A 21,260-nucleotide genomic window follows, 5' to 3' on the forward strand; every position below is an offset into this window, starting at 1 on the left:
GCAGATTTAACCGAAATTGGGTGCAAAATTACGATTTTTTATTGAATATTGGCGGAGTAATAGAGCAATTTGAATTTTTACTAATATGATACTCATTAAAACCGAAAAGGCGATACAGCCCATTTTAAAAAATTGGAAGAAAAAGCAAAAATCAACAGGGTTCGTACCTACAATGGGCGCTTTACATGATGGCCATATTTCTTTAATAAATGCATGCTTGAATGAAAATGATTTTTGCATTAGCAGCCTTTTTATTAATCCAACCCAATTTAATAATCAATCAGATTTTGAAAAATACCCCATAACGCTTGAAAAAGATATAGCTATGCTTGAAGCTGCAGGTTGCAACTTGCTTCTATTACCTTCGGTAACCGAAATTTATCCCAATGCTTACATTGCGCCGCATTATAACCTTGGATACCTGGAAACCATACTTGAAGGAAAATACAGGCCGGGTCATTTTCAGGGTGTATGCCAGGTTGTTGACCGGTTGCTTGATATTACAAAACCCGGCAGCCTTTATCTTGGCCAAAAAGATTACCAGCAATGCATGGTTTTAAAAAAGTTGATTGAACAAAAAAACTATCCTACAGTGCTTAAAATAAGCCCTACAATTAGAGATAATAACGGCCTTGCACTAAGCAGCCGCAATATGCGCCTTACTGAACCAGAAAAAAAATTGGCCTTACAATTGAGTAAAAAATTATTTTTCATTAAAAAAAATATTAAACCGGGAAATTTGTTATTACTACAACAACAAATGGCCCAGCGGCTGAACGAAGAAGGATTTAAAGTAGATTATGTAGTAATTGCATCTGCCGCTACTTTGGAAACGGTAACCCACTGGAACGGAGAAGAAAAACTGGTAGCCCTTGTTGCCGCATATTTAAATGAAGTAAGATTAATAGATAATATGCTCATACCATAATATTGTTCTTCATGAACAGGAAAACCTATAAATATTTAAAATACATTTTTTTTATTGGCCTCGGGGTGTTTTTGGTTTGGTGGCAATTGGGGGCTATGCCACAAAAAGAAAGCGAGGAGTTTTTTGGAGCACTAAAAGAAACCAATTTATGGGTGATTCCATTGATTGCCCTAATGATAATTTTATCGCATTTGAGCCGTGCCATGCGCTGGATGTTACTGATGGAGCCGCTGGGCTATGCACCCAAACTTTCCAATAGCTTTGCCGTTACAATTTTGGGATATTTTGCCAATTCCTTTGTTCCCAGGCTTGGTGAAATTGTGAAATGCACATTTTTGGCAAAAAAAGAAAATTTAAAAGTAGATAAACTATTAGGCACCGTTATTATAGAAAGGGCATTTGATTTTTTTTGCTTTATGCTGTTTATTGCCTTTACGGTATTAATTCAAATGAGCCTTGTGGGTGATTATTTTTCCGGCGAATTACAACATTTTACAAGCAACCAGGGTTTTCCATTATGGTTAAAACTATTTCTGCTTGTTGCAGCAGGCATTGCAGTAACATTTTTTTTAAAATGGTTATTCAAAAAATATCCCGGAAATAAATGGGTTCAATTGGCCAGACAATTTACCCATGGGCTTTTAACAGGAATTTTGAGCATAAGGAAACTGAAAAAAAAATGGCAGTTCCTTGCACACACTGTTTTTATTTGGAGCATGTATTTATTGCAAATTTATTTTGCTTTTGCAGCATTTGATGGCACGGTGCATTTAGGGTTAAAAGCAGCATGCGCTGTACTTACTCTGGCAACTTTTGCCATGATAATCACACCAGGCGGAATAGGTTCGTTCCCTTTTTTTGTGATGGAAACTTTAAGTATTTATGGCATATCCATGGGCATTGGCAAGGCTTTTGGATGGCTCATGTGGGGATTAAACACCACAATAATTTTAATAGCAGGCGGTTTATGTTTATTATATTTACTTTACTCAACAAATAAGCGTAATGAAATCAATACAGGCAATTCCAGCGAAAATATTTTCACCGGCTGATTTATTAAAGCAACTCAAAAGATGGCGCTTACTCAATAAAAAAATTGTTTTTACCAATGGAGTTTTCGACATGTTGCACCAAGGCCATATTGCAAGCTTTACCGAAGCGGCACAGCAGGCCGATATTTTAATAGTAGGCATAAACTCCGATGCATCTGTAAAAAGGTTAAAAGGCCCGGGCAGGCCGGTACAAAATGAAAATGCCAGGGCATTAATTTTGGCAAGCCTTGTAATAACGGATGCTATCGTAATTTTTGAAGAAGATACACCGTTACACCTTATTAGGTCCATACTCCCGGATGTATTGGTAAAAGGCGGCGATTATACTGTTGACCAAATTGCCGGCGCCAAAGAAGTAATAGCACATGGCGGTAAAATACATATTGCTAAGATTGTAGCTGGTTTTTCTACAACCGAAACCATAAATAAAATATGCGGTGGCGCATAAGTGAATACAAAAATGAATACAAATTATCCTTTACTGATGAGGGTTGCTATACAATAATATCCGCTATTTGAAAAAAAACAATTTTATCCCCAGGGACATTAGCTGGCTGGCATTTAACAACCGGGTTTTGCAGGAAGCTGCGGATAAAACTGTGCCCTTAAGAGAACGCATTAAATTTTTAGGAATTGTTTCCAACAACCTTGATGAATTTTTTAGGGTAAGAGTGGCAGCATTAAAGAAAATGCAGGAGCTTGGCCAAAAAGGCAAATTGAACCCTAACGAAAACCCGGGAAAAATATTGGAAACCATACATGAAGTCCTCCTACGGCAACAAAACAGTTTTGAAAAAATTTGGGAAGCAACAAAAAGAGAACTGAAGCAGGAGAAAATTTACCTGGTAAATGACGAACAGCTTCACCGCCGCCAAAAAGGGTTTGTTCGCAATTATTTTCTTGAGGAAGTAAGAAATTTTATTGTACCGTTAATGATAGAAAACATGAGGGCCATGCCCGTGCTCAATGACAAATCCCTTTACCTGGCCTGTACCCTTGCCAAAGCCGACAATAGCCTTCCCATTCGCTTTGCGCTGGTATCTATTCCCGTAAACCGATTACCTAGATTTGTGATATTACCGGCTTTTAATGATAAAAAATATATTATCCTCCTTGAAGACATTATAAAGTTTTGCCTGCCCGAAGTATTTTCGTTTTTTGGCTACAATAAATTTACAGCCCATGTAATTAAAGTTACCAGGGATGCAGAAATTGATATTGATAATGATGTTTCCACCACTTTTATCCAAAAAATTGAAAAGGGTTTAAAGAGCAGGAAGAAAGGCCGTACGGTAAGGTTTATTTACGATAAAAACATAAATATATTTTTACTCACTTATCTCGTAAAGAGGCTTGGCCTCTCCAAAAAAGAAAACATGATAGCCGGGGGCCGCATCCATAATTTTAAAGATTTTATGGACTTTCCACAGGAGGTTTTTGATAAAAAAAATATCCGGAAAAAGCCTTTTACCCACCCGGTTCTCAAAAATGCACAAAGTGTAACTGCCAAAATTTTGGAGCAAGATGTGATGCTGCATTTTCCCTATCATTCATTTGAAAGTGTTATAGATTTGCTCCGTGAAGCCGCTATCGACCCCTGTGTAACCAATATCAGTATTTCATTTTACCGGCTGGCGCCAAAATCAAAAATTATTAATGCGCTCATTAATGCAGTAAAAAACGGTAAGCAGGTTACCGTAATGCTCGAGTTAAGGGCAAGGTTTGAAGAAGCGGATAACCTTGCCTGGAAAAATGAATTGGAAGAAGCAGGCGTTACTGTTTTAATTGGCCATCCCCATAGAAAAGTACATGCAAAAATTTGTTCTATCCGCAGAAAAGATGGCAACTCCATTAAGCATTATGGCTTTATAAATACAGGGAATCTCAATGAAAAAACCGCATTGGTTTACGGTGACCATTGCCTGCTTACAGCCAATCCATTACTACTTGCCGATATAAACAGGATTTTTCAATACCTCGAAAACCCAAAATCCAACAATCATTTACTCAAAGCATGCAAAAAAGTAAGCGTATCACCCTATTTAATGAGGAGCTTTTGGGTAAAGCATATTGAAAAAGAAATTAAAAATGCCCGTAAAAATAAACCAGCTGCCATCACGGTAAAACTCAATTCATTGAGCGATGTAACCTTAATCAATAAATTAGCCGAAGCTGCCCGGGCAGGCGTGGAAGTAAACCTCATCATAAGGGGTATATGCAGCATGTTTACAGAAAACATTAAATTTAAAAAACCTATTAAGGCCATTAGTATTATTGATGAATACCTTGAACATGCAAGGGTAATTATTTTTAAAAATGGCGGGCAACAAAAAGTATTTATTTCATCGGCAGACTGGATGTCAAGGAACCTCGATTACCGGCTGGAAGTATGCTGCTCCATAACTAATACCGAAATAAAAAATGAAATTTTAGACATCATCAATATACAGCTTTCAGATAATTGCAAGGCAAGGGTTTTAAATAACGCCTTACAAAATAAATATGTAACCAATTCATTAAAGCCGGTACGCTCACAGTTGAAAACCTATGAATATCTTTTTTCAAAATTACACAATAAAACAGGCCATGTGATGCCGCAGTAAATTTTTTTGCCGAAATTTACCATTCAACAAAAATTTATCCATTTGGTATTAGCCGCAATTGACATAGGCAGTAATGCAGCAAGATTGCTTATAAGTGAAGTTATTCAAAACAAAAATGGCGGGGCTTCTTTCAATAAGCTCAACCTTGTAAGAGTTCCTTTGCGCCTGGGTTTTGATGTGTTTGAAAACAACAGCATCAGCCAGGAAAAAATAAATATGTTTGCCGAATGCATGAAAGCATACCGGCACTTAATGAATGCTTATAAAGTAGAAGCGCATTTTGCATGTGCTACCAGTGCAATGAGAGATGCGCAAAATGCCGGGGAAATCATCAAGTTTATTGAAAAAGAATGCGGCATCGGCATAAAAGTAATTACCGGAGATTTTGAGGCCAACCTTGTTTACGAAAATCACTTTGCCGAAAACCTGGACATTGACAAAAGCTACCTGTATATTGATGTTGGCGGCGGCAGCACCGAGTTATCTTATTTCAGCAGCAATGTGCTGCAGTACAAACAATCTTTTAATATTGGCACCATAAGGCTTTTAAAAAATAAAGTAGGCGATGATGAATGGGATATTTTTAAAACTTGCATTAAGCAAATTACTAAAGACCAAAAAGAGGTTGTGGCCATTGGTAGTGGTGGCAACATCAATAAAGTGTTTTCGCTGAGTAAACGCAAAGAAGGGAGGCCATTATCCATTGAATTGCTTCTGGATTATTATAAAGACCTCTCTGCATTATCCGTTACTGAAAGGATAGAAAAATTTAACCTTAGGGAAGACAGGGCCGATGTAATAGTACCAGCTTTGCAAATTTATACACAGGCCATGCGCTGGGCCAATGCAAAAGAAATTTATGTGCCCAAAATTGGCCTTGCAGACGGCTTAATAAAGCATTTGTGGAACGAAGTAAAAAATAAAAATTTATAAGCCGGGGCTTAAGCAACTAAGATATTATTATTAAATTAATGATATATTTATACCGGAATTGGTTGGGGAAAATGTATTTGTTTAACCGTTCTCTGTTATTTAAAAACTCATTACATGTCTGTAAATAAAGAAGTAAAAAGAATAACTACCAACACCTTGCAAAAGATGAAAGCTGCTGGAGAAAAAATTTCTATGATAACGGCTTATGATTTTTCATTTGCCAAAATATTTGATGCAGCAGGTATAGATATTATTCTTGTGGGTGATAGCGCAAGCAATGTAATGGCCGGCCACGAAACTACGCTGCCAATTACATTAGACCAAATGATTTACCATGCATCGTCGGTAGTAAGAGGTGTAGAACGCTGCCTGGTTGTTGTTGACCTGCCCTTTGGCTCTTACCAGGGAAACAGTAAAGAAGCGTTGAGCAGCGCTATTCGCATCATGAAAGAAACCGGCGGCCACAGCATTAAAATGGAAGGCGGCTCGGAAGTTGCAGACTCCATAAAACGCATTGTAGATACCGGAATTCCCGTAATGGGCCACCTTGGGCTCACACCACAAAGTATTTACAAATTTGGCACTTATGCAGTAAGGGCAAAAGAAGAAACCGAAGCCGATAAATTAAAAACAGATGCTTTGCTCCTGCAGCAATCGGGTTGCTTTGGTATAGTGCTGGAAAAAATACCGGCAACATTAGCTGCCGAAGTGAGCAGCAGCCTGCAAATACCAACAATTGGTATTGGCGCCGGTGGCAATTGCGATGGCCAGGTGCTGGTGATGCATGACATGCTGGGTATCAATACCGAATTTAAACCCCGTTTTTTGCGACAGTATTTAAATTTGAATGACCAAATTTCCGGGGCTGTGCAGCATTATATTAAAGATGTAAAATGTGGCGATTTCCCCAATACCAATGAGCAGTATTGATTGGCTTGAAACTCTCCTCTTCTATCTTAATAAAAGAAAAATTATTCCACTATCAAATCTAATGTGATAGTGCCCTGATGCGGATGGTTAACGATGAGTTTGTATGCGCCAAATGCCGTATTTGCCGGTAATTTAATTTTATGTACTTCATTATTACTTGTTATAGTAAAAATCTTTCCGGCAATAACTTCTTGCCCATTTGATGCCAGTAATTTTAAAGAATAGTTCCCTTTTGGCTGGTTTTTAAAATATACTTTAAGCAATTTTCCGGTTACCGGGTTTGGTATTACCGCAATAGAAGATTTCTGTTTTACTTCTGCCAGTTTTACAATATTGCTTAAAATGGTTCTTCCGGATGTTTCTATTGCTTTAATCCTGTAATAAAGCGTTTGTGCCGGAGCATTATTATCTGCACGCTGAAAACGCAAATAATTTACCTGGCTGTTTTGAATATTATTTATCATTCCCTTTTCGGTAAAATTTTCTCCGTCGAGGCTCCTTAAAACTTCATACCGTACTATATTTTGCTGGTTGGCCACATCCCAATGAACCAATACAGTTTTTTCATTTGTTCGCACCGCATCTACATTAATAAAAGTAACGGGCAAGGCAATTTGCTGTTTAAATACAATCATAAACCTGTTTACTGCTGCACTTTCATTATTGGTTATACTAAAATCATATAAATCTTCGCCCTGTGTACTTAACAGCGTGGAAGTGTTGAGGAAATTATCTATTAAATAAGCCGAAAGACCATAAAGTTGTAAGTCTTCTGTAATAAATTTTATCCTGTACTTGGCCACTTTCATATTTCTAATATTAAGAAAAATAGTGTCTTCGGAATTAACTAATGCATGACGTTCCAGCATGAGTTCAATATTGCCTTTTGCAATTGAAATATTTTCACCTGTGTTTCTCAATTTATTGGCATCTTCAGCATCTACATTATTACTGTATAATTCACCAAAATGCAACATAGAACCATCAAGGGTAAAATAGCTGCTGTCGGTATGTTTTTTCTCCAGCAACATCATAAAGCGCTGCATGTTGTTTCCACCCATACGGAAAACAGCATTGCTTCCGGCTGCTTTACCATTTTCGGTAAATAAAAGGGTACTATTACCATTATTCTCAGCCTTTACAAAAAATGCAGAACCCGATTCTAAATTGTTACATACAGAATTTGCTGCTCCATAGCTTCCGGTACCCGGGAAAATTTCGTAATCCCCCGTTCCACTATTAAAAGTTAATAGCTGAAAAGCGCCAAGGCCGTACTGACCGCCATTTACAGGGTTACTTAAGAAAGGATCCCAAACATAAAACATGGGTGAAACATTGGTTCTGGTAATGGAACGCAGTTCAATTGCAGATGCATAAGGATTGGCAGCGCAAATAAACTGGCCAGCCAGCATTCCCGTAAAGTTTAATGTTTTATTGCCGGTTATTAATTTTCCTTTTGTACGTAATGTAGTGTTACTTACAAGCGCATTAGAGGAAAGGCTAAGGCGGTCTCCTCTCACAAATACCATATATCCGCTATCATTGGCTACAGGTATAGTAGTACTGTCTATTCCACGATATGATTGGGTAATTGTGTTCCAAACCTTTACACTTGGCCCGCCAGGTGAAAACGCATCAAAATAAGGCGACAAAGGCGACAGATGCCCATTAATTTGAATACCATAACCCGGTACAGGATTTTGAGCCTGGCTGGTTGCGCCTTCCTGCCAGGAATGGTTTACAGAAAGCTCCGGCGTTACCGGGGCTGCCAGCAACCTCCATTTACGGCCTTGCTTAATATAACGTTCTACAAAAAACCTTCCGGTACCGCTATAATCAAAACCAGAAGTTGCACTTGCTAATTTTGAAACTCTTGCCGTTAAAGTATCAGTAGATGAAATAGTAAAATTAAAATTACCTAAATCCATGTGGCCCGATGTGGGTTTTAATTCAGTATTTACATAGGTATTTTTATCGAGTAAAACCTTTCCTGTTCCCGTAGTGGCAATTTCTAAAATATCCATAAAAGGTATTGTAGAAGCAGGGCCTGGGTAGGTTTGCGTCATTCCAATACTGCAAAGGGTTAGATTTCCCCTATTGTTTAATGTACCTGAATTTTGTAAACTTCCATAAACCCTTAACCTTGCTAAAGTATCAATGGTAATAAAAGCATTGCTTTCAATAATTATATTTCTTGCTACCGGAAGGCTGTCATAAATATAAGGATAGTAAGTAACCCCATTAGGAATTACAATATCAGAAATAGATGTAGGTAGGGCCGGACACCAGTTTATTGGGTCATTCCAATCAATATTAAAACCCAGCCAGGAATTAAAAGGCTTGGGTTGTACCACTACAGTATCTTTAATGGTACAACCTGTTGGACCCGTTCCTGTAGCTATGTAAGAGGTATTAACTAATGGAAGAGTATAAACCGAAGTGGAATTTGTTCCGGTATAATTAATAGTACCGGCTGCATCATTAAACAATCCTGTTGTTGGCGACCATACTGTTGGTGCTTGTGTGGCATTGTAACCAGTAATTTTTAAATCGTCTATAAGCCAGCCATAGTAGGCATTTGAAACATCGCAGGTAATAATAAACCTAAGGCGAAACTGGTTGGTTAAAGCATTAAATGGAATGTCTATTAATTCATTTTTCCATAAAGGAACAATTGGGCCAATGCCAGGTGTTGAAACTACAGATGTAAATTGATTCTTCCAATCGGAATAACTTTTTGTTGAAAATACCACGCCATTTGCAGGGAAGCCATTTACAAAATTCATCAGTTTACCTTCTCCTTTATATCCGGTTGCAGGTAAGGTTTGCCACGTAGTTCCGCCATCGGAAGAATATTGAATAAATCCTGCATCAAAAGCTGCATTGCTATCTTCAAGAGCACAAATATGCGAAAAACTTAATTGTGCAGAGCCGTATGCGCTTAAATTCAGGTTAGAGCTAAGCTGGTAACTATTCGTTGTTGAAGTTAATTGAGTGGGCGAATTACCGAGGTAACCAACTCTTACCGATCTTGTAGAACCCGGAATTGCATAATTACTTGAAGTTGCAGAAACAGAACCACCCGAAATAGCAAATAACGGTGATGGAAAAGTTTCAAAATTTTCACTCAATAAAACCTGCTTGGCACCAGTAACGTATTTACCACCGATAATTTTTAATTCCCTAGGAGTACCGCAAACATAAATGCTGTCTGGCGGATCAATAGAAAATGTATCGGGCCTAGGGTTAATTAAAGCCTGTACAGCGGCGGCATTGGAACGGCAACCAATTATTCTACCGCCAAAAGTAAATTGTGGCCGCTTAAATAATAAACCCGAGGTAAGTGTATCTGCACATACCACAGCTGTTAATACGCTATCTGTAAACCTATATGCTCCCGATGCATAATCGGTAGGGTCTGCAACGGCATAATTTCCTATGCCACCTGCATTATTATTGCTCCAGCAAATTTTTAAAATAAAATTACTGTTGCCATTCCAGTTATAAGGTACGGAAAAAGTAAATGTATTGAGGCCCTGTGCAGGTGTATAATTAACCGGGTTATAAATTGTAGTAAAGATTCCCTTGTAAAGGCCACTATCCATATTGCTTAATGCAGTAGATGCAATAGCAATTGTAAAACCGTTATAAACCTGTGTATCTAAAATAGGTATTTTAATAGCAACATTACTAATTGATCCTGCTCTTAACCCGGCTGTCCTTAATTCAGAAGCCCTAATTAAATATTGTAGTTGCACACCACCCCTTGCATGGTGAAAAACACCTTCGTAAGAAGTAGCTATTAACGAACCATTACCCAGTTCAACTTTACCTGTAACTAAATTTTCTGTAGTAGCATAAAAATTTGTAGTTACTGGAATTGCAGGAGTGGTAAAGCTTCCGCCCATACCCAGCACATTGCCATTTACTGCAGCATCGTACCATGTAACAGGCAATGCACCGCCATTTGCCGTTAACACTACTGTACCGGGGCCACAACGGGAATTGCCAGTAGTAGTAGGTGATGCAGCAGTAAGAACACTTACAGGTACAGATGCCGTACCAGTACATCCTGTACTAACATCCGTAATTAAAACAGCATAGTTGGTAGAAGCAGAAAGACCACTTACAACCGGGTTGGCAATAACCGGGCTGTTTAAATTGAAAGAAGGGCTCCAGGCATAAGTAACCGTTGATGGAACAAAAGACCATGCCACAGGAGTAAACTCATTCCATGTACCAATATTTCTGTTGGGAACAGCATTGGCAACAGATCCATTACTATTTTCAATACCCATAGTTTTCAAAACTCCCAATCCATTATCATTAATTGATTTTATATGTATTTCAATATGCCTGTCAAATTCAAATAATTTTATTTGGCCGGTTACATTTTGCGAACCATCTCCGCCCAAAAACCTGAGGTTATTAAATTCAATTACCATTCTGCGGTTTGGAGAAGTACCCAACTCAAAATATCGTACCCTGCTTACAGAATTAGTAAATGGATCTACAACAAGATTTGCCCAGGCAAGCGCAATAATATTATTAGCAGCAGATGCATCCGGTATTAATTGTGGCGTATTAGATGAAAAGGGTGTAGCACCAAACTGAATATAACCATTGCTGCTAATGTAAAACTGGCTATAAGATTGCCCATAAAAAGTAAATGCAAAAGGAATAGTTATGGGGCCGCTTAAGGCATCGTCTGTTTGTGTGCTCCATACATTTACAGCAGGTGGTGATGCAACCGGCGAATTCAATGCATAAGTTGTTTGCATTACATCATATACCGCATTGGTAAAAGCATTTAACTGTACATTGGCAGCGTTACAGGAACTTGCCGGAGTTCCATAAGCCCTTGCATAAACAATATCTTTTATAGTAACTGTAGTAGTATCCTGTGCTTCGCAACCGCCTGTGGCAACAGCATACACCACGCTATAAACACCTTCCAAACTTGTTGCTGGCGTTACACGGCCTGTAGTGAAGTTAATGTTTAACCCAGGGGGAAATGAAGAAAATGTTCCTCCGCCGGGGCTCATTATTACAGGATTTTTGGGTACATCGCTTTTGCAATAAATTGAGGTGCCAGGGTAGCCGATACTTGGAGGAATCAATGCAGGAACAGTAATAGTTTTTGTTCTTATAATACCTAAGCCGCAGGCATTGCCTGGCCTTACCGTTAATATCCCTCCTGTTGCATTAACTGCAAATGTTAAGGTATTTGAATAGGTAGTTGTTACTGCACTATAAGTAACATTTGTACCGCTATAGCTCCATTGATAAAAAGAAGCCCCCGGGATACTATCAATAGAATATACCTGTGACGTTCCCCGGCAAGCCGGCGATGGACCATTGATAACACTAGGAGATGCCAGTGTAATACATTTTGGTTTCCAAATAAATTGCAAACCAACCTGTGGTATTAAATTTCGCTTATAATGTACCCCGTCATGATTACCCGTAGCCGGCACTGTAATATCCCAATTATCGGGTGGCACAGTTGATGCAGTAGATTTTCGGGCATTAAAATCGGTATTATTTGCTCCTCTTAAGCCTACTTGTGCAAACACATTATTTAAGGTAGAAGAAGTATACATCCTTCCATACGAAACAATAAGACTTTGTTGTGAAATATCCCCGTTACTTTCTGTTAATATCATTTGAAAATTAATATCTTCTTCCGAATCGGGGAATGTAGCATACTTATATTTTTTGGCGCTTACCCATTGTATTACAAATTCCCGGTTGGGTGCAGAACCTCTTACACCACTATATAACCCTGTACAAGGTATAATGCTGGCATTAGCAATAGTTGCCGTTGCTGCCGTACTCATTTCAAATGTATTGGTTGCAACACTTATGGATCGTATTACCGTACCATTTGGAATGCCGTTACCTACAAGCCTTGTACCTATTTTTAAACTATCCCATTCGGTTCCTGTAATTCCGGTTACATACCTGCTTGCATTGGTTAAATTGCCTATTACCGGAGCATATTTTTGAAATTTAATATCAATATCAAAACCTGCAAAGCCATTGTTATTACCACTGCCATATAAATATGCGCCCGATGAGTTTACTGCCGAAACCCAGGAACCGCCTACACCCACACCCGTCATAAATGCCGGTGCAAAAGTTATCCATCCATCGGTATCCAGGCCTACTATTGTACCTGTAGGATAAGTAGTACCATTATAAAAAAAAGGAAAAGGCAGGGTTAATACCATGGTATTTTTATCATCCCACCCGGTATCAAAAATTGCAGCAGGAGTTGTGCCGGGTACTGCAATAAGAGGATTATAAGAAAGTAAGGTATCAATAAATTGATAGGAAGTTGCCACCTGCGAAAAACCCATACGCAATGAAGCACAAAATATTATAGTAATGAATAAACGTATCCTCATTAATCAGTTTAAAAAGCTGAATTTTTCATTTTGAAAAATAATAAAACTAAGGTCGGGATATACGTTTATCACAGGTAGTAAACCTCAATAATACGAAAAAAAAATGATATTTAAAAGTAGATTTTTTTTTGTACAAATCAATTTGTTACATATTAATTAAATGCAATAATTATGATTTAAATCATTATATTAACAAGCCCTGCAAATTACTGTTGTTATAATCGTCTATACAAAACAATACATTTTCAAAATGTTCAAATTCTTCTTTGCAGTGATAGGTGGTAATTGCAACAGATTTCATACCTGCATTATTTGCTGCTTCTACCCCCTTTGGTGAGTCTTCAAAAACGATACAATTTTCATTTTTTATTTTCAACAATTCTGCACATTTCAAAAACACATCTGGGTTGGGCTTACTTACGGCTACATCATTTGCAGTAACAATGGCCTTAAAATATTTACGAAGTTTTAGGTTATCCAAAACAAAATTTACATTAAAAGGTATTGCCGCAGTGCCAATAGCCATTGGGAATTTTTTGATAAAAGCCTGATCAAAAAAATTGCCGAGCCCTTTGATTAATTTAAGGTGCGGAAAATAATTGGCCTGGTATATTTGTTCTTTTTCCATGGACAAAGCCTGCATTTCTGCAAGGGTAAATTTATTTTTTCCAAAAACCCTTATGAGTAACTCTTCATTTTTACCATACATCTGCTCCCTTGTTTGTGCACGGGAAATTCTTGCCCCAAGTTTTTCGGTAAGTATTTTATGCCAGGCTTCCTCATGGTAAATCATATCGTTAATCATGGTGCCGTTCATATCAAAAATAAAAGCCTTTTCTTCCATAATTTTTTGTTTAAGGTTACAAATATCGGCAAATAGCGGCAAGTGATTGATCAACTTTTTTTACCATTGAGCTCCATAAAAAAAGCAACCGTTTAAAACCGGTTGCTTTTACATAAACTAAAGATTTTATTTAAAGGTTTACCCTTTTGCCTTTGGGGAATTTAACACTGTACCCAATTCTTTTCTTTTCACTTTGGCCTGAAGCAATGGATAATTTCCAGGTAACCACAGCAGTTTCTTTGTTGATATCTCCCCCACTGCTTTCAGTTTGCTGCACTTCAATATCTTTATTGGTACTAATGGGAAACTGATCTTTCAATATGAGTTGTATGGTTTCTTTTTTGTTGTTCTTCACCGAAATTTCATACAACATTGTTTGTACTTTATTGGTGCCAATAAATTTAACACTGCTAAAGTCAACCAGTTTTTCTTTTTTTATAACCACACGTTTATCTACTCCCAGTGTGAGGTTTAGCGTATCGCTTGTGCTCGAGGGGTCAATAAAAGATTTGCCAATATAGGTTCCTTCAAAAATAATATTTGCTTCGCCTGGCAGCAGGTTTAAAGTTTGCCAGTTGGCAACCTCTGCCAATAGAAATGCATCTCTTGAGAGCTTTGGCACAGCATAATATTTATAAGATGCCGGTACTTCCATTTCTTTAAGGCTGGCAATTTGTTCTTTACCATTTGTAGGCACATCAAAGGGTATATCAATATCGTAGCTTAAATCCAGTTCCGATTCTGAAACAGTGATAAAATCTTCAAGCCCTTCTTTTAATGTAACTACCACTGCACCATTTGTAGCCACAGAACCGTAAATGGCAGTAGCATTTTCTCTCTTTAACACTTCTGTACTTTTTATAGCCTGTGGTGAAATTTTTGAAAAATCTTCTTTGCTTACAAAGCTCCCGTTTACAATATACAGCGGTTCGCTCGAACCAGAAACTGATGAAACGCCCCTAACTTTTACTGCACTGGTTACCACCACTTCGCTCAGGCTTTTTGTATCATCTGCATAAAAACTTTGAATGGAATTTTGCTTTTTTAAATTCATGTTCATGGTATGAATAGGATCTATAAAACCCAGGAACCAGGTATTTAAAACAGGCGCATTACCAAAAGCAGAAGGAGCAGCTGTGGATATAGACATTTTTACTTTTTCCCAGTCAATACCGGTGGTTTGAGAAATTTTAGCTTTATAAATAAATTTTAGCGGGCTTTTAATATTCTCGGCCTTAATATCGTAATAAGGAACCCAATAAGCATTTTGTGTAACGTAAGATATTTTAAAACCAAAATTGCCCGGCATAGCTGCAAATAGCTGTAAAATAAGCCTGCCACCCGATTTAGTATTTTTCTTTTGCTCTTCCTGTATTTGCGAATTTATCTTATTAAGATTAAGTTGTAGTTTTATTTTCTTCTCATTATACAGCAATAGTTTATTTTGTAATTCTACAGATTTGACTTCATAAAATTTTACCAGCCTATCAAGTTCTGCCACCGAAAGATTGACATTGGCACCTTTTATTTCTTTATTGTTGCTTAAAATGCCCAATAAATCGTTTGTGGTTAAAATGAACACATTATTGCGGGCAATTTCTTTTGAAATAGATTCTGCAGAATCTTTTAATTTTTTTACTACCGGGCTCATTGCTTCTTCCCCCAAATAATTATTGCTGAATTCCACGCCCAAAATAGTTACTGCCGAAGGGCAGTTTACCTGTATGCTATTTACGTTTAAATAACTGCTCAAGCCTTCTATAAGCAACTCATTACTGCCGGTTTTTAAGCTGGCATTTGCCGAATGGTTCAATTCGGCTCCACTGCGAAATACTGTTACATTATTTAACACCGCATTGCTGGTAACTGGCCCTTCCAGTGGCCCGGCAAATGATAAATCCACAAGTACAATAAAAGTAAAAAGCAGAAATAATTTTTTCATAATATAATTTTAACAATTAAAAAAAGGAAGCAAGTCTCCCTGGTTTCGTATTCATTGTTGAATGGATGATATAATTACAGCTATTACATAAATTCAGGAATTTTTATTTAAGCATTCAGGCAATAAGGAACAGGCTATCCGAAAATGCAATAAATCCCGTATTACTAATTTCATTGTAATAGTTAAGCCTAAAAAAACTGTTGAGAAAAGGAAAAGCCTAAATTTGCTGCATGTTAGAAATAAGCCAGCGTGGGCATGAAATGCCTGCATCACCCATTCGCAAGCTTGTGCCTTTTGCAGAAGCGGCAAAGAAAAAAGGTATCCATGTTTATCATTTAAACATTGGCCAGCCCGATATTGAAACCCCAAAAGCTTGCCTGGATGCTGTAAAAAACAGCCAATTTACCGTTTTGGAATACAGCCATAGCGCCGGCAACGAAAGCTACCGTAAAAAACTGGTTTCTTATTATGCAAAAAATAATATTGAGGTAACGCATAACGATATTATTATTACCACTGGCGGTAGTGAAGCCATACTTTTTGGATGTATGGCCTGCCTGGATGCCGGTGACGAAATAATTATTCCCGAGCCTTTTTATGCCAATTATAACGGCTTTGCCATACAGGCCGATGTAAAAGTAGTACCTATAAAAAGCAGTATTGAAAATGGGTTTGCCTTGCCGCCCATTGAGGAATTTGAAAAGGCCATTACGCCAAAAACCAAGGCCATTGTAGTATGCAATCCCAATAACCCTACCGGTTATTTGTACAGCGCTGCCGAAATGGAAACGCTCAAAGAAATTGTAATTAAATACGACCTGTATTTATTTGCCGACGAGGCTTACCGGGAATTTTGTTACGAAGGCACACATACCAGCGCCATGCATTTAAAAGGTGCAGAGCAGCATGTAATTTTAATGGATACCATAAGTAAAAGATACAGCGCCTGCGGCGGAAGAATAGGGGCATTAATTACAAAAAACAAAGAAGTTTTAAATGCGGCCATGAAATTTGCACAGGCAAGGTTGAGCCCTCCTTCATTTGCTCAAATTTTGGGCGAAGCAGCAGTTGACCTGCCCGATAATTATTTTGAAAGTACCAAAGCAGAATACTTACGCAGGAGAGAGGTAATTGTAAGCAGGTTAAGTGCTATGGATGCTGTGTTTTGCCCCAGGCCCGGCGGTGCTTTTTATGCTATGGCAAGGCTGCCCATAGATGATTGCGATTTATTTTGCCAATGGCTTTTGGAAAGTTTTAGCCACAACGGCGCTACAGTAATGCTGGCGCCCGCCACCGGCTTTTACAGCACTGAAGGTTTAGGCAAAAACGAAGTGCGGCTTGCTTATGTATTAAATGTTGAAGCCATTAACCTGGCTATGGATTGTCTGGAGCAAGCATTAAAATCCTATCCCGGCCGTAAGTAGCGGTACCAATTCTATTAATAAGCATTATCTTATCTTTGCGCAAATTTTAAAAAAACAGAAAGGTTCATATGGCAGTTTTAGTAAATAAAAACAGTAAAATAATTGTTCAGGGGTTTACCGGCACCGAAGGCACATTTCATGCTACGCAAATGCTTGAGTATGGTACAAATGTAGTGGGTGGTGTTACACCTGGCAAAGGTGGCACAACTCATTTAGATAAACCTGTGTTCAATACCGTTACCGATGCCGTAAAAAGTACCGGCGCAGATGTAAGCATCATTTTTGTACCACCAGCCTTTGCAGCAGATGCAATACTGGAAGCAGCCGAAGCCGGCATTGCATTGGTGGTTTGTATTACCGAAGGCATTCCTGTACAAGATATGGTGAAGGTGAAAAATTATTTACAAAACAGCAATACAAGGCTTATTGGGCCAAACTGCCCCGGAATAATTACAGCCGATGAATGTAAAGTGGGCATTATGCCAGGTTTTATTTTTAAAAAAGGTAAAATAGGAATTGTTTCTAAAAGCGGAACGCTTACTTACGAAGCGGCAGATCAGGTGGCTAAGGTAGGCTTAGGTATTTCAACTGCAATTGGTATTGGAGGCGACCCTATAATTGGAACCACTACACAGCAAGCTGTAGAATTATTTATGAACGATCCTGAAACAGATGCCATAGTAATGATTGGAGAAATTGGCGGCGGAATGGAAGCCGAAGCGGCACATTATATTAAAAGTACGGGAAATAAAAAACCGGTTGTAGGTTTTATTGCAGGGCAAACCGCACCTCCGGGCCGCAGGATGGGCCATGCAGGCGCTATTGTAGGCGGAGCAGATGATACCGCAGCAGCAAAAATGAAAATTATGGCCGAATGTGGTATCCATGTTGCAGCCAGCCCTGCAGACATTGGCAAAACAATGGCTGAAGTAATTCGCTAAAACATTTTTTACATTTTTAATATTTGTCCGGTTGATGTTCAGCCGGATTTTTTTATTACTAATGAAATATTGTTACGGCAAAAATCTTTATACACAGTGTTTATAATATTTTACACAATGGCTTTTAAAAGCAATTAACTTGCGCCTATGCAACAATATCTTTCTTTACTTGACCATATTTTAAAACACGGGACCGATAAAGAAGACCGTACTGGAACTGGAACTCGTAGTATTTTTGGCTATCAAATGCGCTTTGATTTAAATGTAGGCTTTCCCTTGGTTACTACAAAAAAAACACACCTTAAAAGTATTATTTACGAACTGCTTTGGTTTTTAAAAGGTGATACCAATACCGGTTGGCTTAAAGAAAATAATGTACGTATATGGGATGAGTGGGCAGATGAAAATGGAAACCTTGGCCCGGTTTACGGAAAGCAATGGCGCAGTTGGGAAGGTGCCAATGGAAAAGTTACCGACCAGGTACAAGAGTTGATACAACAACTTAAAACAAACCCTGACAGCAGAAGGCTTATTATAAGCGCCTGGAATGTTGCCGACCTTCCCAAAATGCACTTAATGCCCTGCCATTGCCTGTTTCAATTTTATACAACTTTACAAAAAAATGGAAAAAGAAAATTGAGTTGCCAGCTTTACCAGCGCAGCGCAGATGTATTCCTTGGGGTTCCTTTTAATATAGCTTCTTATGCTTTGCTTACTTTAATGATTGCCCAGGTTTGTGAAATGGAGCCAGGTGAATTTATACACAGTTTTGGTGATGCACATTTATACAACAACCATTTTGAACAGGCTACATTGCAACTTTCCAGAAAGCCCTTCCCTCTTCCCTCAATGAAAATAAATCCCTTAGTAAAAGATATTTTTGATTTTAAGTTTGAGGATTTTGAATTACAGGATTATACCGCTCACCCTGCAATAAAGGCAAGTGTTGCTGTTTAGATTTTAAAAAAAACATTAAAAAACCTGCAAAAAGCAGGTTCGGTTTTTTATTTTCCTCCCAGTTTTATGGAAAAGGCAACATCTTTTGGCGGCAAACATTTCCTGTCGTTACAAACAATATAAGTTACCGTTCCTTTTGCTACTGTAGGTGCAGTAGTTTTCATTTTCACCCTTTGGGTAAAAGTTACATTATTTTTGTAGAATTTCAATACGCCTTTCATAGTAGGGTCGTATTCTGCAATAAGTTTACCAGTTTCTTTTACCTTATTCTCCAGTTTAAAAAGCGGGTTATTGGCAAATACAAAACTGGTAGGGTCAGATAGCGCTTCCCCGGCATTTTGAGAGTAAAGGTGCCAGCCGGGAGAAAGTGTTGCGGTAATTTGCAAATCGTAAACCTTATCGGCCACTTTTTTGGCGTTGTACGACCAGGTTACCGGGTTTTCAATTTGAGAAAAAGCAACACTAATAAATCCTGTTGCTATTGCCAGCGATAGTAATATTTTTTTCATGGTTCTTTGATAAATTGAATGTTGCAAATTTAAATTTTATGGCTGAAGAAGGCTGTTAAATTGTTCTTAAGACAAGTTAAAAAGCATTTGAAAAACCTGTTTTCCATCTTCATTACCCAAAAGTGGGCTACTTGCCCTTTCCGGGTGGGGCATCATACCAAAAACATTACGGGACGCATTGCAAATTCCTGCAATATTATTAAAAGCACCATTGGGGTTGGCGCTTTCGGTTATTGCTCCATTTTCATTACAGTAACGGTATATTACCTGGTTATTACTATTTAGTTTTAACAAGGTATCATCATCAGCATAATAACGCCCTTCACCATGTGCCACCGGAATTTTCAACACGATATTTTGAGCATCATTTTTAATGAACACATTTTTACAAATAAATTTTTGGCCGGCATTGCGTAATAATACACCGGGCAACAAACCACTTTCGCACAAAATCTGGAAACCGTTACACACGCCCAATACCCTGCCGCCCCTGTTTGCAAAATCTTTAACACTTTGCATCATTGGGCTAAAACGGGCAATAGCTCCACAGCGCAAATAATCACCATAACTAAAGCCCCCGGGTAACACAATACAATCACTGCTGGTAAAATCGCTTAAATCTTTATCCTTATGCCAAAGTGGTATAACCTGCTGCTGCAGGTTTACAGAAAGGGTTTCCATCATGTCCCTGTCGCAATTTGAGCCGGGAAAAATCACCACGCCAAATTTCATTTTTTAAAAATTTCAGGGCAAAAATACAATACCCTTTTCATTTAACAACGCTACAAATGCTGCAATACAAATTCCTACCATACACCAGTGAATAATTTGGGGAAATAACTTTTTATCGGGGTAATAAAAGGCGCCTGCTATAAACACAGAGGACGGTGCAGCCGCCAAAATCCAAAAATCGAAACCGGTAACAGTATTAATAAACGGAACCAATACCGCCACTGCAAAATATAGGTACAACAATTGCCAGCTTTTCCTGGCTTTTACAATTTGCCTCATCATATTTTGCTGAATAAAAAATATACCCAATACCACCGTAAAGAAAATAGCAATAATTCCTACAAAGGTCCATAGTGGTTCATCCATTTTGGGCAGGTGCGGGCTAAAGAAAATATTCTTCATTGTTCCCCATCGGTAGGTTAAATAAAGCCAGGATGCAAAAAAATAATAAGGGGTAATTAATCCTATTAAACCAATTAGCCATTCGGTAAGTTGAAAGGGCCTTGCAATGGTAAGGCCAACCATGATTAAAATAATAAAAGCAATGCCGGGTGTATAAATAAAAGCGGCAACAGATGTAAAAAAGCCAATATTAAAGATTGTAGTTTTGGGCGACTTCTCTCCATGTAGGTTGATGAGTTTGGACCAAACCCATATAAAAATAGTACTTACCAGCATGGGCGCCGAAAGCCGGTACCAATCGGTAAACATAGCAGTAACAAGCAGGTAGCCCATACCGGTGAGGTAATTGGGGCGGGCAAAAAGTTTTTGTAAGTTGATAATTTTATTGATCCAAACAGCCTGTGCATAAAGCAGCACTAAACATATGAGCGGATAAATCAAAGGGAAACTGCTGCCTGCAGGTTTTAATAAAGTAAGCAGGTATTTATATAATGTTGCATCCTCATCGGTAGGTAAAATAACTTCAGGAAAAAGAAAAGAAGGCAGGCGCAATACTATTGCATAGAGTAACAACAAAAAATTATTATAGGGAATATTGGCTTTAAACGTTCCTATCACAAGTGGAAAAAATTATACATTTTGTATTTAACCAT

15 protein-coding genes are annotated in these 21,260 nt (G+C 38.2%); 9 read left to right on the forward strand and 6 right to left on the reverse strand.

Annotation, left to right across the window (positions count from 1 at the left end):
* Positions 1 to 85: 85 nt before the first annotated feature.
* From IPO46_01635 to panB, 6 genes are all read left to right on the forward strand, one after another.
* Positions 86 to 928 carry a pantoate--beta-alanine ligase gene (locus IPO46_01635; protein QQS63340.1) on the forward strand — a complete coding sequence of 281 codons (843 nt, stop codon included), beginning with the start codon at positions 86 to 88 and terminating at the stop codon, positions 926 to 928.
* 11 nt (positions 929 to 939) lie between these two features.
* A complete protein-coding gene (locus IPO46_01640; GenBank protein QQS63341.1) occupies positions 940 to 1,980 on the forward strand; it encodes a flippase-like domain-containing protein in 1,041 nt (346 codons plus the stop codon).
* Positions 1,934 to 2,428, forward strand: coding sequence for a D-glycero-beta-D-manno-heptose 1-phosphate adenylyltransferase (gene rfaE2, locus IPO46_01645; protein ID QQS63342.1), 495 nt, complete (start codon positions 1,934 to 1,936; stop codon positions 2,426 to 2,428). The genes IPO46_01640 and rfaE2 overlap by 47 nt, the downstream gene beginning before the upstream one ends.
* Before the next feature lie 67 nt (positions 2,429 to 2,495).
* The gene (gene ppk1 / locus IPO46_01650; protein QQS63343.1) at positions 2,496 to 4,583 is read left to right on the forward strand and encodes a polyphosphate kinase 1; all 2,088 of its coding nucleotides are present in this window, start codon (positions 2,496 to 2,498) and stop codon (positions 4,581 to 4,583) included.
* 42 nt (positions 4,584 to 4,625) lie between these two features.
* Positions 4,626 to 5,516, forward strand: coding sequence for an exopolyphosphatase (locus IPO46_01655; GenBank protein ID QQS64289.1), 891 nt, complete (start codon positions 4,626 to 4,628; stop codon positions 5,514 to 5,516).
* Between the two features lie 114 nt (positions 5,517 to 5,630).
* Positions 5,631 to 6,446: a 3-methyl-2-oxobutanoate hydroxymethyltransferase gene (panB, locus tag IPO46_01660; GenBank protein ID QQS63344.1), complete on the forward strand. Its 816-nt coding sequence runs from the start codon at positions 5,631 to 5,633 to the stop codon at positions 6,444 to 6,446.
* A gap of 41 nt (positions 6,447 to 6,487) precedes the next feature.
* Here panB and IPO46_01665 read toward each other — a convergent pair whose 3' ends face one another.
* The 3 genes from IPO46_01665 to IPO46_01675 form a co-directional block, all read right to left on the reverse strand.
* Entirely contained in the window at positions 6,488 to 12,856 is a 6,369-nt protein-coding gene (locus tag IPO46_01665) for a hypothetical protein (GenBank protein ID QQS63345.1), read from the reverse strand.
* A gap of 184 nt (positions 12,857 to 13,040) precedes the next feature.
* Positions 13,041 to 13,700 (reverse strand): HAD family phosphatase, encoded by a 660-nt coding sequence (locus IPO46_01670; protein ID QQS63346.1) that lies wholly within the window; start codon positions 13,698 to 13,700, stop codon positions 13,041 to 13,043.
* A gap of 130 nt (positions 13,701 to 13,830) precedes the next feature.
* Complete coding sequence (locus IPO46_01675) at positions 13,831 to 15,642, reverse strand: DUF4139 domain-containing protein (GenBank protein ID QQS63347.1); 1,812 nt, start codon at positions 15,640 to 15,642, stop codon at positions 13,831 to 13,833.
* A 230-nt stretch (positions 15,643 to 15,872) separates the two neighbouring features.
* Here IPO46_01675 and IPO46_01680 point away from each other — a divergent pair, with 230 nt between their 5' ends.
* The 3 genes from IPO46_01680 to IPO46_01690 all read left to right on the forward strand — a co-directional run bounded on the left by IPO46_01680 (position 15,873) and on the right by IPO46_01690 (position 18,964).
* Complete coding sequence (locus tag IPO46_01680) at positions 15,873 to 17,066, forward strand: pyridoxal phosphate-dependent aminotransferase (GenBank protein QQS63348.1); 1,194 nt, start codon at positions 15,873 to 15,875, stop codon at positions 17,064 to 17,066.
* Between the two features lie 68 nt (positions 17,067 to 17,134).
* Entirely contained in the window at positions 17,135 to 18,007 is an 873-nt protein-coding gene (sucD, locus tag IPO46_01685) for a succinate--CoA ligase subunit alpha (protein QQS63349.1), read from the forward strand.
* Between the two features lie 147 nt (positions 18,008 to 18,154).
* The gene (locus IPO46_01690; GenBank protein ID QQS63350.1) at positions 18,155 to 18,964 is read left to right on the forward strand and encodes a thymidylate synthase; all 810 of its coding nucleotides are present in this window, start codon (positions 18,155 to 18,157) and stop codon (positions 18,962 to 18,964) included.
* A gap of 47 nt (positions 18,965 to 19,011) precedes the next feature.
* On the opposite strand, the gene IPO46_01695 is transcribed toward IPO46_01690, so the two are convergent.
* From IPO46_01695 to IPO46_01705, 3 genes are all read right to left on the reverse strand, one after another.
* Positions 19,012 to 19,473 carry a hypothetical protein gene (locus tag IPO46_01695; protein QQS63351.1) on the reverse strand — a complete coding sequence of 154 codons (462 nt, stop codon included), beginning with the start codon at positions 19,471 to 19,473 and terminating at the stop codon, positions 19,012 to 19,014.
* Between the two features lie 66 nt (positions 19,474 to 19,539).
* Complete coding sequence (gene purQ / locus IPO46_01700; protein ID QQS63352.1) at positions 19,540 to 20,205, reverse strand: phosphoribosylformylglycinamidine synthase subunit PurQ; 666 nt, start codon at positions 20,203 to 20,205, stop codon at positions 19,540 to 19,542.
* 12 nt (positions 20,206 to 20,217) lie between these two features.
* On the reverse strand, positions 20,218 to 21,225 hold the full coding sequence (locus tag IPO46_01705; GenBank protein ID QQS63353.1) for a hypothetical protein: 1,008 nt from the start codon (positions 21,223 to 21,225) through the stop codon (positions 20,218 to 20,220).
* Between the last annotated feature and the right edge of the window lie 35 nt (positions 21,226 to 21,260).

Source organism: Chitinophagaceae bacterium, from assembly GCA_016699815.1.
GTDB lineage: Bacteria > Bacteroidota > Bacteroidia > Chitinophagales > Chitinophagaceae > Ferruginibacter.